Origin of the sequence: Bacillus cereus group sp. BfR-BA-01311 (genome assembly GCF_022664295.1) — a bacterium.
In the GTDB taxonomy this organism is placed as follows: Bacteria; Bacillota; Bacilli; order Bacillales; family Bacillaceae_G; genus Bacillus_A; species Bacillus_A cereus.
The window spans coordinates 380,314-394,870 of the sequence record NZ_JAKUHC010000005.1 but is presented as its reverse complement, the minus strand read 5'-3'; the positions used below and the strand labels follow the sequence as shown (position 1 = coordinate 394,870).

Sequence of the window (14,557 nt, the reverse complement as noted above, 5' to 3'; positions counted from 1 at the left end):
CTCTTCTATAATTTTTTTATTTAAGATTTAAAAGTGCTGCCGCATCTAATTGCGTAATTTCAGTTACTTCCTTACTGAATATTGCAATAGAGGCCCTATAATCTAAACTAGGCTTTACATCTTCCATCATTGTATTATTTAATAACTCTTGTCTATCCTTAAAAACCAACAAGTTTGGAGGATCATTTGGAGCTGATACTGTAATATGTACTGGCGGAATCATTAGTCCTTCACCTGTCGCTTTCAGCACCGCTTCTTTTCGAGTCCAATATGTTAAAAATCCTTCTATTTTCTGTTCATTTGGCAGTTTCATAACTTGCGCTATTTCAATGTCTGTTAATACACCTTCTGCCATTTTCATAACATCTACATTTGGATTCATTTGTTCTACATCTATGCCAACAGGTGCAGATTTTGTAAAAGCAACGACAACCCACTCACCTGAATGCGAAACGGATAATTGCGGCATACCTTCTGGTAATTGTGGTCTTCCATGCTGCACTTTACATACTGAGCACATTCGATCAATTGGTACTTGGACTGGTGACATAGAAAGTATCTTACCGAGAACTAATCTACTTATTACGCAACCTATTATAAAACGAGCTCGATCTGCCGAATGATGATACGAATTTGCTTTCTCTCGCTCTATATCATTTAGTAAATTGTAATGCCATGATTGTAAATCCGAAATTCTTGCCCACCATATTTGACAATCATTCTCATTCAAAGTTGGAATAGAATCTACAACTTTACTTTCTATCATGTAAACTCTCCTTTATTCAACGAATATCAATTTTCATAAGAAAGCATGCGTATATTGTTATTCATTGACAAGTACTTTCTCTTTTTCTGATACAGATAATGTTTTTTCTTTCTTCTTTGACATTACCTCTTTATCGGAAATACGTAAAGAAAATAGTAGTGCTATGAGCAAAAATATTGCTGATCCAATTAATGCTGCTTGATATGGTAAAAAATCGGATTGAGCGTTATTACTTCCAAAACCAGCTAGTATACTAGCTAAAACAGCTACTCCTATTGCTGATCCTAATCGATTTTGCACATTGAATATAGTAGTAGCTCTCCCCATAGAAGGCGGCGTGATATTGTTAAAGGCAGAAAATTGAACCGCACCGACAGATTGACCTAAGAAAATACCGATACCAAACAATAATGCGCGGATTTGCCACGGATTCGTATCGTGATTTACAAAACTTAATAAAACAAAGATAACCACGGTACAAATTAATCCAATAGAAATTACCTTTCGCGCTCCTAATTTTTTATATGACCATGGCACAATTTGTGAAGAAATCATTAATCCAATCGCCTCTGGAAATGTCGTAAGTCCTGATTCCAGCGCGGAAACTCCTATCACATTTTGATACATAAGTGGAAAAACAAATAACATTCCTAGTAAACCAGCTGATGAAAATAATGATATAAGACTCATCTTTCTAAACACTGGTTCTTTTAATAAACGTAAATCTAACATCGGTTGCTTTACTTTCAGTTCTACGATTATAAACAATGTAATGAATACACCCCCAGCTATTCCAGTACTCATAATTTCTGGAGAAATCCACCCTTTTGATGGTCCCTGGCTGAGCGCATATATGAGCATCGCAAATCCTGGTGCTGATAAAATAAAGCCGAGCGAATCAAAGCGACCAGCTGATTTTTCAACATGCTCTGCTAAAAATAGAAGTCCAAATAGCAATGCAACGATTCCAAACGGTAGATTAATATAAAATGCCCAACGCCAAGACATTTGATCTACAAAGAAACCACCGATGATAGGACCAATTGCTGGTGCTACAGCAATTGGAAGTATAATGAACCGAGAAATCTTCGGTCTTTCCTCTGGTGAAAATGTTCGAAATAACATTGCCATTCCAACTGGTGTTAAAAGCCCTCCACCAGCACCTTGAATAATACGGAAAATATTCAATGAAGTAATATCGTTAGCCATTCCGCATAAAGCAGAGGCAATTGTAAATACGAAAAGAGCAATTAAAAACACTCTTTTCGTACCAAATCGATCTCCTAACCAACCAGAAATCGGAAGGAAAACAGCTAAACTAACTAAATACCCAACATTAACCGTCCCCATTGCAGATGCAGGTACTTGTAGTTCTCTACTTATCGATTGCAGTGCTACATTTACAATCGTTGCGTCCATCGCAGCCATAAACATCGCAGTTATATAAACGATACTTACAACTACTTTTGGATTTAGTTTTTCTTTCATTATCGTTTTCCTGCTAATGTTTTTTCGCGAACTTGATTACTTTTTGGATTCAAATCTTTCCAGTTATATTCAACATATTCTAAGCAGCTCTGCCTACTAGCTTCTTCATATACGATATTCCAGCCAATAGGTACATCGAGAAAAGCAGGCCAGAGAGAATACTGGCCCTCCTCATTTATTAATACTTTATATGTGTAATTATCATTTTCAAATGGATTCGTCATACTCTACTTACCCCTTTCTTATTCTGCAAATATTTCGCTAATACTTGTCCAATTTCCGTAAGCGGACCTGGCTGACATAGATCTTTATGTCTACAATCAATATCGTGCTGCACAATTTGCCCGTCTAAATAATTTAGCCACGTATTTGGAGAAATAGGATCAAACCAGTCTGGTATAACAGTAGATCTAAAGAACAGGATATCTCCGTTATAAACTTTCGGTACATATTTCCCTAACAACCCTACTGAATTTACATATGTTTCTTTCAAGTTCAATATAGTCTCTTCTTCAAGACTTGCTAATGCACTTCCATCTTTACGAAGGATTTCAACTGCACTTTCCATTGTAAGTGGTTTACCATCCATGTTATCTGGGTCATATCCGCCTAAAGCAAGTAATGCGATTAACGCTTCTTCTTCAGTAGGCGCTTCCGTATTCGGTAAGAAGTGTCCAGGATAAGAGTCAAGCATAACGAGTAATTCTACTTCTTCCCCTTCATTTTGTAATTGCGCCGCCATTGCATGCACAACATTTCCTCCAAGCGACCAACCTAATAAACGATATGGTCCATGAGGCTGTACTTCACGAACGTGTTTCAAGTAATCCGCCGCCATCTCCTCTAAACTTTTTGGAAGTTCTTCATTTTTAGCAATACCACGTGCTTGCACACCATAAATTGGATAATCTGTTCCTAAAGATTTCATAAGTCCTGCATAGCACCAACTTAATCCACCTGCTGGATGTACACAAAATAGTGGTAATTGATCCCCGCTTGCTCGTAATGGAAGCAACACATCAAGTGCACTTTGACCATTCCCCATCTCAAGTCTTTCAGCTAACCCTGCAACAGTCGGTGCTGCAAATAAAGTACCAATGTTTAGTTCCACTCCAAGCGCCTCTTTCATGCGGCTCATAAGCTGCACTGCAAGGAGTGAATGACCACCAAGATCAAAGAATCCGTCATCAATTCCAATTTGAGGTACACTTAGCACTTCTGTAAACAAGTCACATAACATTTCTTCTTGCGGTGTTCTTGGACCACGACTAGAAGATGATGCGATAAATGCTGGAGCTGGCAATGCCTTTCTATCTAATTTACCGTTTGGAGTTAAAGGTAACTCATTTACTACTACAAAAGCGTATGGAACCATATAATCTGGTAAACTACCACTAGCAAACTGACGCATTTCATTCGTATCAATTGCTTCATTATTTGATACAACGATATAAGAAACTAACCGTTTATCCCCTGGTTGATCTTCACGTACAATAACGGCTACTTGCTCAGCTTTAGGGTGCTTCATTATGACTGCTTCTATTTCTCCTAATTCAATTCGGAATCCACGAATTTTGATTTGATGATCTGCACGTCCTATATAATCTAGCGTCCCATCATTACGCCAGCGAGCTAAGTCTCCTGTACGATACATTCTTGTACCTGGCTTGCCAAATGGATCTGCGATAAAGCGTTCAGCCGTTAATCCTGCTCTTCCTAAATATCCACGCGCAAGTCCTGCACCTGCAACATACATTTCTCCAACTACTCCAGGTGGGACTGGTTGTAAATAGTTGTCTAACACATACACTTTAAGGTCAGGTATACTGCACCCAATTAAACTATTTGCCCGTAAAGAGACGATAGTTTCATCTAATTCAATATAACTAACATGTACTGTCGTCTCTGTAATACCATACATATTAATAAGCTTTGGTGCGTTATGAGGATGTCGACTATACCAATCTTCTAAGCGACTTAGCTCAAGTGCTTCTCCGCCAAAAACAACATATCGTAAAGATAATTTTTGGCCAATCTCTTCATTTTCACGATCTGCTTGCATCAATTGGTAGAACGCTGATGGAGTTTGGTTTAAAACCGTAACCTTTTCTTTAACAAGAAGCTGTAAAAATTCTTTCGGCGAGCGACTTACAGTATGTGGGACTACAACTAAACGCCCTCCGTATAATAAAGGTCCCCAAATTTCCCAAACCGAGAAATCAAAAGCATATGAATGGAACATCGTCCAAACATCGTTTCCGTCAAACTGGAACCAATGATCAGTTGCTCCTAAAAGTCTCACTACATTTTGATGAGGTATCATAACGCCTTTCGGTCTGCCCGTTGACCCTGACGTATAAATAACGTAAGCAATATGTGATGGAGATAATGGCTTAATTCGTTCCACTTCATCAATATTGTCTTCACTATATTTCTCAACCTCTGCTATTACTTTCACATCATCAACTAAAACTTTTAGTGCCTCATTACATTCAATTTCCACTTCTGAATTCGTTAAAACACATGATGGTTTCGCATCGTGTAGCATAAATGAAATACGGTCTGCTGGGTAATCTGGATCTAACGGAAGGTATCCAGCACCAGCTTTAAGAACAGCTAATAAGCTTACAACCATGTTTAATGATCTTGGCATCGCTAAAGCAACGAGTTGATCAGGACCAATCCCTTTTGCTATTAGGAATCGAGCTATTTTATTTGCTTTTCTATTTAACTCTTCATAAGTTAATTTCTTATCTTCAAAGACAACAGCAATAGAATTTGGATTTATATGAGCCTGCTTTTCAAACAATTGTGGCAATGTCATTTCTGGTGCAATTTGAAAACCACCATTCCACTTTTCTAACACTGTATTTTTCTCTACTAAAGTTAATATTTCTAATCTGCCAATGGATTGATTTGGATTTGTAGTTGCATCATCTAATAACAAAATGAATCGTTCTATTAGTTTTTGAACCGTTTCACGTTTATATAAATCGGTACTAAACTCTAGTAATCCATGTAAACCGTTCGGAGTACCATCAACCCCGTTACTCTCACTAATTTCAAATGTTAAATCAAATTTTGCAGAACCAACGCTTTGAATTTCAAGGCTCGCTTCTAAATCTGGTACATGAAACGTTGCTTCTGGTGTATTTTGAAAAGCTAACATAACTTGAAACAACGGATGGCTGTTTCGAGTACGTACTGGATTTAATACTTCAACAAGCCTTTCAAATGGAACATCTTGATTTTCATAAGCTGCAAGATTTACCTGCTTCACTCTATTTAATAATTCTTTAAAACTTGGATCTCCTGAAGTATTTGTACGTAACACTAATGTATTTACAAATAAACCAACAATATCTGAAAGTACATCATCATTTCTTCCAGCAATCGGACTTCCAATTGGTATATCAGTGCCTGCACCTAATCTTGTAAATAGTGCACTAAGCCCTGCTTGCAATACCATAAACAAACTAACTCCATTTTTACGTGCAAGCTCTACTAACCTACTATGCATACCTTCATCTATATGAAAATGAATTGTTTCCCCACGGTAACTCGTCTCAATTGGACGCTGGAAATCTGTAGGTAACTCCATTTGGTCTGGTAAACCTTTAAGTTCTTCTTTCCAAAAATCTAATTGTGTTGAAATAAGACTCTCTTGTGTCGTTTCATCACCTAGCAATTGCTGTTGCCAAAGTGCATAATCTGCGTATTGAACTGGTAGTGTCTCCAGCTGAACTCTGTCACCTTGACATCGCGCTTTATACGCCGCTGTAAAATCTCTCGTTAACGGCTGTAATGACCAGCCATCACCTACAATATGATGTAATAGAATTAATAATACATGTTCGTTTTCACTCATTGTAAAAAGTTGCAAACGAACTGCCGGCTCAAAATCGAGGTTAAAGCTATATCTTACCGCCTCTGAAAGTACACTTTCTAATTCATCTTTACATGTATTAGTTATAACCATTTCTAAATTTAAGTTTTCCATATCTAAAATTTTCTGATAGGAACTACCTAATACGTTAGGGAAAATTGTTCTAAGTGTTTCATGTTTCTCAACTACATCATAAAAAGCACCTTGTAATGCTTCCCGATTCAATATTCCATTCATACGAATGACTAGCGGAATATTATAAGTAGGACTTGGACCTTCTAAACAATTTAAGAACCATAACCTGCGCTGTGCAAATGAAAGTGGAACTTCATTTGGCCTACTTGCTTTCTGAATAGCTGGTCTTGCGCTTTTTGCATGGTTTAATTGTTTCGCCAGTTCGGCAACAGTTGGTGATTCAAATAGTTTCCCAATTCCTAATTCCACACTTAACGTTTCACGAATTCTTGCCATTAAACGAGATGCGAGAAGTGAATGTCCACCCATTTCAAAGAAATTATCATCAATGCTAATTCGAGAAACACCAAGTACTTCTGCAAATAAATCACATAATATTTCTTCTTTCGGATTTCTAGCAACTCTCTCATTGTTCATTCCATTAAAATCAGGAGCAGGTAATTTCTTTCTGTCAACCTTACCATTTGGCGTTAATGGTAATACTTCTAGCACAACAAATGTCGATGGTATCATATAATTCGCTAAACTTTCTGAAACATAAGAACGAATTTCTGAAAGATTAATCGGTTCCTTTTCTTCTGCAACGATATACGCAATGATGCGTTTATCATTTGCACGATCTTCTCGTACCATTACTACCGCTTGTTGAATATTTTCATGTCGTTGTAATACCGTTTCAATTTCAGCTAATTCAATTCGGAATCCACGAATTTTAATTTGATGATCTGCGCGACTAATGTACTCTAACGCACCATCACTACGCCATTTCACAAGATCTCCTGTACGGTACATGCGCTTCCCTGATTCTCCATAAGGATTTGCAACAAACCGTTCAGCTGTTAACTCAGGTTTTCCTAAATATCCGCTTGCAAGTCCTTCCCCTGCAATATATAATTCCCCAATAACTCCAGGTGGCACTGGTTGTAACCCTGCATCCAATACATACACTTCTGTATTGCAAATTGGTTTTCCAATAGGAGGTATGCCCTTTTCACCTTCATCAATGTTCATGAAAGTAGACCAAATCGTCGTTTCAGTTGGTCCATATAAATTAGTTATTGAGCAACCTAATTCTCGTAATTTATTTGCTAAATGCGCTGGAAGAGCTTCACCACCAACAAGTATGCTTAGCCCTTGTAGCTTCTCTGGATAATCAGTTACTAACGCCTGCCAAAGCGTCGGTGTAGCCTGCATAATGGTCACTCTTTCTTCATGTAAAAGTGTCGTTAATGCAGAAGGCTCTTGTATGTCTTCTTTTTGCGCAATTGTTAAACTTGCACCACTAATAAGAGGTAAATAAATTTCTAGTGCAGAAATATCAAATGCAAACGTTGTAACTGCTAATAAATGATCATTTTCATTTAATGAAAACTTTTGTTGCATAGCCATTAAAAAGTTACTTAAACCTCTCATAGGAACAATTACACCTTTTGGGTTTCCTGTTGAGCCTGAAGTATATATTGTATAGGCTGGGTTTAACAGTGATACATCATTCTTACATGCTATATTCATACGAGAATATGTATGTAACGCTAGTTTCGTTTCTTCGTCATCTAATACAATTTTTTTCATATCCTTTTCTATAACTAACTTAGATGAAACAGATGAATGTGTTATGATACAAACTGGTTTTGCATCATTTACTATATAAGTAACTCTATCTGCTGGGTATTCTGGATCTATTGGTAAATACGCTGCACCAGCCTTTAAGACTGCTAGCATACTAACTACCATTTCTATTGATCTAGGGAATACTAAAGCTACAAACTGATTTGGTCGTATTCCTTCTTCTACTAAATAATGTGCTAGTTCATTCGCTCGTTCATTTAGCTCTTTATACGTAAGGATTACACCGTCACAAGTAATCGCTAGTTTATTGGGATTTTTTTTCACTTGTTTTTCAAATGATATAGGCAGACTGATTAATTCATCGTCTTCCTTCGTTTCATTCCATTCCAATAAAACTTTATGATTTTCTTCAGGCAGAGTAATGTTTATTTTTCCAATCGACTCGTTTTTCTCATAATTATTTATTACTAATTCAAATAGATTCATAAATCTTTCTTTATGCAATGCTAGCTCCGCGTTATTATATACTTCAGGATTTGCATCAAAATGAATCATTATCTCATTTTGATCAAAACGTTTATATACATTTATCGATAAATCATCGACAGGTCCTGCTGATAAGTTATGCGTAATACCACGATTTCCAGCAAAATTAAGCCCGTAATCAAAAGGCATAACATTCACTAACGGTCCAAACAACCTTTGATTTTCACCTAGTAACTTTAAATCTCTTCTTAATTCCTCATGACGGTATTTATAATGGCGACGTACATCTCGGATTTCTTTAGAAACTTGCTGCAATAATTCCGCAAGAGTTATATTTGGAGTTACTGTAATACGAAGTGGAACTAAATTCATTACCATACTTGGTGTATGAATAGATACAGAACCTAGACGTCCCATCATCGGTAAACCTAAAACAATATCATTTTCACCTGTTAATTTATGCATATAAATACTTGTTACAGCCACAATGAATTCCGGCCAACTTGTTAACGAAATATTGATATCTTCTAGTAAAGTTTTCGTGCTAGAACTAGATAAATAAGCTGTTTCTCGTGAAAATCCATTTGATGTTCTCGGTGCTCGTTCTGCCAAACTTACAACTTCTGGGGCATCTGCAAACTTTTCTAACCAAAAAGTACGATCTTCCTGAAATTGTTTAGACTCACGATACTCAATATCTTCTTGCACGACTTTTGCAAGAGAACCAAATGGTTTTTCATTCTTGTTTGTTTCTTCTATAAGTGATGTATACTCATTCGCTACTTTTTGGCTAAGAAGTGAAAATCCATAGCCATCCATCACAATGTGATGGATGCGCTGATACCAAAAGAAACGATTATTTTCAACTTGAATAAGTGCTTCAGTAAATAAAGTATCTTTTTTCAAATCGACTGGCATAGATAAATCATTTTTCATCCATACTTTAGCAGCTTCTTCAGGATTTTCTTCTTTACGAACGTCAATAAAATGCATATGAAACTGTGATTCTTCAATAACTTGCCATGGGCCAATTTCATCCTCTTCGAAGCGAACATGAAGTGCTTCTGTTTCCATTACAACTTTACGTACAGCTAATTCAAAAATGTCTTGATGAATATTTCCGTTTATTTCTACATATTCCCCAGTATTATAAATTGGATTAAGCGGATCTAATTGTTGCGCAAACCACATACCAGACTGCGCAGATGATAACGAATGACGAATCTTTTGACTGTTAGGCATTCTTTACTACCCCTTTATTATGTAGTCTATTTGTTACAGCACCTGTGCTGTTTGTGAAGATAGTAAACTGTACCAACCTGTAACAGTTGGACGTTCTGCTAAATCTACAAAAGTGATTTCTTTCCCTTCACGACGCCACTTCTCTACTAAACTCATAATTCTGACCGAATCAAGCCCTCTATTTAATAAGTCCTCATCAATATCAATACTCTCTACTGGCTCACGAAGTAGTTGTGCAACTAGTTCATGCACTTCCTGTATAGTGATTCCTTCACCCCCATCACCTTTTACACTTTGTAAATCTTTTAACAGTAGGTTTGTTGATGTCGTTACTGCACATCTATTAGATGCATACTCCAATGCTTGTTTATGATGCTCTAGTGAAAAATCAGCAACTGCATCTGCTACAAAGAACGGCTCTATACCATCCATAAATGCTTCACAAGCTGTTAAAAGACAGCCAATATGCGCATAAATACCGCAAATAATGAGTTGATCTCTTCCTTGTTCATTTAAAATTTCTAATAGATTTGTCTTTTTAAATGCACTATATCTCCATTTTGTTAGGAATATATCATCTTCATCAGGAGTAAGTTCATCAACAATTTTCTTTTTATCTGGTCCAGCAGGTATACCGTCACCCCAAAAGTCTTGTAATAAACCTCGTTGTTCTAACGTTTGCCCACCAGGTTGTGCTGTATAAACAACTGGTATACCAAGTTCCTTACATTTTTCTCTTATCATTTTAATATTTGAAACAAGTTCTACTTTTGGTGATTCTTTATCGCTATATGCATCAAGAAAATATTCTTGCATGTCATGAATTAAAAGTACTGCACGTTTCGGATCTGGTGTCCAATTCACTTTATTTTTCGGTAGTTCTGATTCAATTGGCATTTTATATACTGAAATAGATGGAATAGCCATCTAATCACTTCCTTCCGGTTTTTATTATTGTTTTACTGTAATAAGTTTTTCAGCAATGACTTTACGTAGTTCTTTTTTGCTGACTTTTCCGACTCCTGTTTGCGGGAATGATTCAATAAATTCAATTCGATCCGGAATTTTATAAGCCGCTATACCACGTTCCCTTAAAAACATTTTTAATTCACTTACTGCCGGAACTTGTCCGCGAGCTATAACAAAAGCACAGGTGCGTTCACCTAAATAATCGTCAGGCATAGATACAATTGCTACGTCATGGACCGCATCGTGTGCTAATAAATGATTTTCAACTTCTTCCGCAGCAACTTTCTCACCACCACGGTTAATTTGATCTTTATCTCTTCCTTCTACAATGATGTATCCTTGTTCATTTACTTTTACAAGATCACCTGTGCGATAAAATCCATCCTTTGTAAATGATCGTGCATTATGTTCTTCGGCTTTATAGTAACCACGAATTGTATATGGACCTCGTGTTAATAAACTACCTACTTCGCCAGGTTGTACATCGTTATCATTTTCATCAACAACTCGTACTTCATCGAGTGCAGACATTGGTCTACCTTGTGTATGAATAATAATTTCTTCCGGATCGTCTAATCTTGTATAGTTCACTAATCCTTCCGCCATACCGAATACTTGCTGTAACGTACAACCAAATGTAGGGCGTATACGTTTTGCGACCTCAGCGCTAAACTTAGCACCACCTACTTGAATAACCTCTAGGCTCGATAAATCGGTATTACGAGACGATGCAGCATCAAGCCAAATCATTGCTAATGGCGGAACGAGCGCTGTAATTGTAACTTTTTCTTTTTCAATAAGAGCAAATGCCTCATCTGGACTACCACCAGTTGCCAATACCACTTTTCCACCCGCATAGAAAGTTCCAAATGTCCCTGGAGAACTCATTGGGTAATTGTGTGCTACTGGAAGAACTGCCATATAGACGCTTTCTGCATTCAAATTACAAATTTCAGCGCTTACACGTAAACTATAAATATAGTCATCATGTGTTCTAGGAATTAATTTAGAAAGACCTGTTGTCCCTCCTGATAATTGGAGAAATGCAACATCACTTGGCTGAACTTCTGGTAATGAGACGGGATCCATATACAGATCATTTATGTTCACAAACTCTTCTTCTTCCCCCACTACAATTACACGTTGTAAAGTTGGCACTTTCTCTTTCACTTCTCTTGCTAGTTTTCGATAATCACAACCGAGAGCCTTATCTGAAATAACGTAAGCGCTCGCCTCGCCAAACTCACAAAAATAACTAATTTCACTGCTTCGATGTGAAGGTAGTGCAAAGACAGGAAGCGCTCCAATTCGAAATAGTGCAAAACATATTTCGAAAAACTCGATAATGTTAGGTAACTGGATTACAACTCTGTCCTCTTTCTTTATTCCTAAATTCAGTAAACCTGCTGCTAAACGATCTGCATTTTTATCAAGTTCACTATATGTCATATGCTTCTTACCACTTACAACCGCGATTCGATCTCCATATTTCTCAGCCCGCTCTTTTAACACTCCTCCAAATGTTTCACCAAGCCAACATCCTTCATCTCGATAATGATCGGCAAATTCTTTTGGCCATTCTGTATAACCTACTAGCATTCTTTCTTCCCCCTATTTTTCATTAAGTGAACTATCTCTTAACCCTAAAGCTTTTAGCATTGTTTGGAACTTAGCTGATGTTTCTGCTAACTCATCTTCTGGTTTTGACTCAGCAACAACTCCAGCTCCTGCATATAAACGAAGTGTATTTTCTTGTACTTCAGCACAACGAATTGTAACAATCCATTCTCCATCTCCATTTAAATCGCTCCATCCTAGCATTCCTGTAAAGAACTCGCGGTCAAATGGCTCAATATGCTGTATAGCCTCTCTTGCTTTTTCCATCGGAGTTCCGCAAACTGCTGGCGTAGGATGAAGGGCAATTGCTAATTGTAAAGAAGAAGTATTTGGATCCTTCAGTTCACCTTTCACTTCTGTAGACAAATGCCACATCGCTTCACTATGAATAACTGATGGCTTTTCTGGAACATGTAATGTATGACAATACGGACGAAGTGCAGCGGCAACCGCTTCAACTACTACCGCATGTTCATGTAAATCTTTTGGAGAAGAAAGTAATTCCTCTGCTCTTCTTTTATCTTCTACTGGGTCCTCACTACGTGGCCTTGAACCAGCTAACGGATTAGAAATAACTTGCATACCATTACGTGAAACAAGTAATTCAGGACTTGCTCCAATTAGCGTCTTACTGTTCTCTTTTTCATCTTTCGGTAAATTCACAGCAAATGTATAACCATGCTTATTATGCTCTGCTAATTCTCGCAGAAGTTTTTGCTTATCAATCTTTTCCGAAGATTTAACATCTAACGATCTAGATAGAACGATTTTCTTTAAATCACCGTCCTGTATTTTTTTAATTCCTTGCTTCACACCATTCATATAAACTTCAGGGTCTGGCATTGGCGTCATTTCAAATGTTACGTTCTCATTTGTTTCAAGCTGATTTGTTGTATCCAATTGTAAACGCTCAGAAATCCTACTATATTCTGGTACGATAAGTTGGACTTCTTTTCTACGATCGAATGGCAAAGCACCCACAACGATAGGATTTGGATTTCCAGCTTGTTTCGCATTACTTAATGTCGCTTGCACAAGCTCTGGGAAATTTTCAATTTCACGATGCTTTACTGTAGTAAACTCTCCTTCTGCTAATATCGTTCGAGTTGGTGAAGCAAAAAAGAATGAAGATTCAGTCTTATAATCTTCTAAAAGTTTTTCTGACAATTCCTTTACAGCTATATGTTCATTCATAATATAATAACCTCCTGAATTTTGATTAAACTCCTAACGTAGCACCGCCATCGACACATAAATTGTGCATTGTAATATGACTTGCTCTATCTGAGGCTAAAAATAACACGGCTTCAGCAACTTCTGAAGGTTGTGCAATTTTTTGTAATGGAATTCCGAGTCTATATGTATTTTGAGAACCAGCAATTATATTTTTAGCTCCATTCTCATCAGCCCATAGTAATCTTTGCATCTCAGTTTCAGTAGAACCTGGAGAAACTAAGTTGCAGCGTATATTGTATGCCGCAAGCTCTAGTCCTAAACATTTCATAAACATCGTCGTTGCAGCCTTTGACGCAGCATACGCAGCCATCTCCATTCTCGGCGTATTTGCCGCATTTGAACCGACTGTAACAATTGCCCCTGATTTTCTTAACATCATATTTTTACTTACCGCTCGGGACATATTGAAAACCCCTGTAGTATTTACAGAGAATGTTTTATTCCACTCTTCATCACTTAACGAATGAATTGGTCCCATACGTAAAACCCCTGCAACATTTATTAAAATATCTATTGGCGCTATTTCATTTGCAATATGATTTACCATGTCTTCAACAGCAGCGCTATTACTCACATCTAAACGAAACGTTTTCATACGTGTTTTATTTAATTCATTTTGATTTAAGAGTACATTTAACCCCTCTTCATTTTGATCAACCGCAATAACTGTGGCTCCTCTTTCTAAAAACATTTTGGCAACAACACTGCCTATGCCTTGTGCTGCACCTGTTACTAAAACTGTTTGCCCATCAAATTCCCCTAAGTTCATTTTCTCTATCCTTTCACATAAACATTAATTTCATTAAGTAACATAAATGATATTGATTTTCATTATCAGTCATGTTGTAAAAAATAATACACTTACTAAACTAATTGGTCAAGTGCGCATTACTTTAAAATCCATTTTATTGATAATGTTTTTCATTTACTATCTTACACCGAAATGATAATGTTTCTCAATAAACTTGTCAATCTTTTTTTATTTTTCAGATAAAGTATTTTAATGCTTCTTAATAAAATCATACCTAAACGCATTAAATGTACTTATATTATAAATAAAATTCAAACTCCTCTTTTTAAAATTGAAGAAGATAAACTAGAGA

General features: G+C 36.9%; 8 protein-coding genes. All 8 read right to left on the bottom strand.

Translation table 11 applies throughout. The features are described from left to right. Positions 1-16: 16 nt before the first annotated feature. The 8 genes from sfp to dhbA are packed head-to-tail and all read right to left on the bottom strand — an operon-like array spanning position 17 to position 14,223. A complete protein-coding gene (gene sfp, locus MR136_RS15175) occupies positions 17-766 on the bottom strand; it encodes a 4'-phosphopantetheinyl transferase Sfp (protein WP_017674097.1) in 750 nt (249 codons plus the stop codon). Between the two features lie 57 nt (positions 767-823). Further along, positions 824-2,254, bottom strand: a complete 1,431-nt coding sequence (locus MR136_RS15170; protein WP_061457162.1) for an MDR family MFS transporter — start codon at positions 2,252-2,254, stop codon at positions 824-826. Then, complete coding sequence (locus MR136_RS15165) at positions 2,254-2,478, bottom strand: MbtH family protein (RefSeq protein ID WP_000184055.1); 225 nt, start codon at positions 2,476-2,478, stop codon at positions 2,254-2,256. Before MR136_RS15165 ends, MR136_RS15170 begins: the two co-directional genes overlap by 1 nt. After that, entirely contained in the window at positions 2,475-9,632 is a 7,158-nt protein-coding gene (locus MR136_RS15160) for an amino acid adenylation domain-containing protein (RefSeq protein ID WP_242259506.1), read from the bottom strand. Before MR136_RS15160 ends, MR136_RS15165 begins: the two co-directional genes overlap by 4 nt. A gap of 33 nt (positions 9,633-9,665) precedes the next feature. After that, on the bottom strand, positions 9,666-10,559 hold the full coding sequence (locus MR136_RS15155) for an isochorismatase family protein (RefSeq protein WP_242259505.1): 894 nt from the start codon (positions 10,557-10,559) through the stop codon (positions 9,666-9,668). Between the two features lie 24 nt (positions 10,560-10,583). After that, positions 10,584-12,200, bottom strand: a complete 1,617-nt coding sequence (locus tag MR136_RS15150) for a (2,3-dihydroxybenzoyl)adenylate synthase (protein WP_224201402.1) — start codon at positions 12,198-12,200, stop codon at positions 10,584-10,586. A gap of 12 nt (positions 12,201-12,212) precedes the next feature. Beyond that, the gene (dhbC, locus tag MR136_RS15145; protein ID WP_001002068.1) at positions 12,213-13,412 is read right to left on the bottom strand and encodes an isochorismate synthase DhbC; all 1,200 of its coding nucleotides are present in this window, start codon (positions 13,410-13,412) and stop codon (positions 12,213-12,215) included. 25 nt (positions 13,413-13,437) lie between these two features. Further along, positions 13,438-14,223, bottom strand: coding sequence for a 2,3-dihydro-2,3-dihydroxybenzoate dehydrogenase (gene dhbA / locus MR136_RS15140; protein WP_242259504.1), 786 nt, complete (start codon positions 14,221-14,223; stop codon positions 13,438-13,440). Positions 14,224-14,557 lie beyond the last annotated feature (334 nt).